The sequence below is a fragment of the Streptomyces sp. NPDC001156 genome (assembly GCF_053598275.1).
The window spans coordinates 1-1,661 of sequence record NZ_JBSFJX010000508.1; the positions used below are offsets into that span (position 1 = coordinate 1).

1 protein-coding gene is annotated in these 1,661 nt (G+C 69.9%); it reads right to left on the bottom strand.

The genetic code is table 11. The features are described from left to right. Nucleotides 1–150 precede the first annotated feature (150 nt). On the bottom strand, nucleotides 151–1,539 hold the full coding sequence (locus tag ACWDA7_RS52675) for an IS1380 family transposase (RefSeq protein WP_450615308.1): 1,389 nt from the start codon (nucleotides 1,537–1,539) through the stop codon (nucleotides 151–153). Nucleotides 1,540–1,661 lie beyond the last annotated feature (122 nt).

Sequence of the window (1,661 nt, forward strand, 5' to 3'; positions counted from 1 at the left end):
CCTGGATCCACCGCGTGAACTCTGATCCTCGGTGTCTGGCGGGTTCAGGGTGAATTTCGGGATGCGGGCAGCACGGGGCCCCGGCTGGCCGTCCGGTGCGGGGTCTCCGAGGTCTTTCGGGTCGTGGGCGGGTGGGGCGGGGCTCGTTGGTCAAGTGAGCATGCGCTGTCCGGTGGCGGTCCACAGGTCGGCGAAGTCGTCGGCCCAGCGCCAGCGTTCGGGCAGGTGAAGTACCACCCGCCGTCCCGGGCGGGCGATCCGGGCGGGGACGTTGATCAGATGGCGACGGATGGTGCCGGTCCGCGCCCGCGCGTGGAAGGCGGAGGCGAGATGGCCGGCGGCGCGGGAGAGGTTGTAGGCCGCGGCGGCCAGGGTGAGCCAGGCGGCATTCGCGGTGAACTGCCCCGACGGCAGGTGGCCGAGCGCTGAGTCCTCCAGATCGGCGAAGACCTGCTCCACACAGGCGTGTTCACGGTGCATCGGTTCGGCCTGGGCGAGTTCGAAGCGGCTGTCGGTGAAGATGACGTGATGGCGCCAGACGGCGAACAGCTCGCTCTGCCCCTCGGGCACCGTCTTGGGGTTGAGCCGCTTCACGCGGCGGACGATGAGCCGGGCGGTGGTGTGGAACGCCTTCTTCTTGGAAGTGAACGCGGTGAACTCGATCTCGGCGATCTCGGCGTCGGAGACCCAGCGCTCCTCTGCCGGGTCCCAGATCGCGTTGGTGTACTTGATCGGCCTCCAGGCGTCCTCGGCGATCGCCTCGATCGCGACGCGGATGGACTTCTTCACCGCGACCGCCAGGGAGAACCGCGCCCCGGCCGCCCGGCAGACGGCCGCGACCTTGTGGGAGAAGTACGCCGAGTCGGCCCGGACGACGATCTGCGCGGTGATACCCATCGCCCGCACCGTCGCGAGGGCCTCGCGCAGCAGCGACGCGGCCCCCTTGCCGGAGTTCGCCGAGCCCTTGCGCAGCCGGGTGGCCACGATCACTGGGGCGCAGTGGGCGGTCTTGACCGTGACGATCTGGAAGTGCAGGCCGCGGACCTTCGTATAGCCGAACGAGGCGCCCTGCTTGGCCGGCCCGTAGACCTGCTTGACCTTGGAGTCGATGTCCACGAACACCACCTCGTCCCCGAGGGGCACGAACCCGGTGTGCGCGGCCAGCCGGCACACGAAGGCCCGGGTCGCGGACTCCAGTTGCCGTACATGCCCCCAGGTGAACGCGCGCAGGAAGGTGCCGAGCGTGGACGGCGCCCGTACCCCGCCGAACAGTCTCGGCAGGCCGCCGTGCCGCAGCACGTCCAGATCGTCGATCGAGTCCGCCCCGGCCACCATGCCGGCCACGATCGACAGGACCTTGGCATCCGGCGCCGTGCCGGCGCCGTTCTTCGCGCCGGCCAGCCTGACCTTCTCCGCCACCAAGGCGGGCAGGCCGCACCGCTCCGCCAGCCGGACCGCCGGGGCCAGCCCGGCATGGGCGATCAGATTGCCGTCGTCGAACGCGGCGAACAGCGCCGCCGGGGTATGCGAGGATTTCACTTGAGAGGTGCCGTGCCGATCATGCGTGGTGGAAGCGTGAGAACTCCCATCATCGCAGGTCAGCAGGCACCTCTCCTCGTTCCGCCATCCACAGACCCGCCGTCACGCGGTGGATCGAGGTT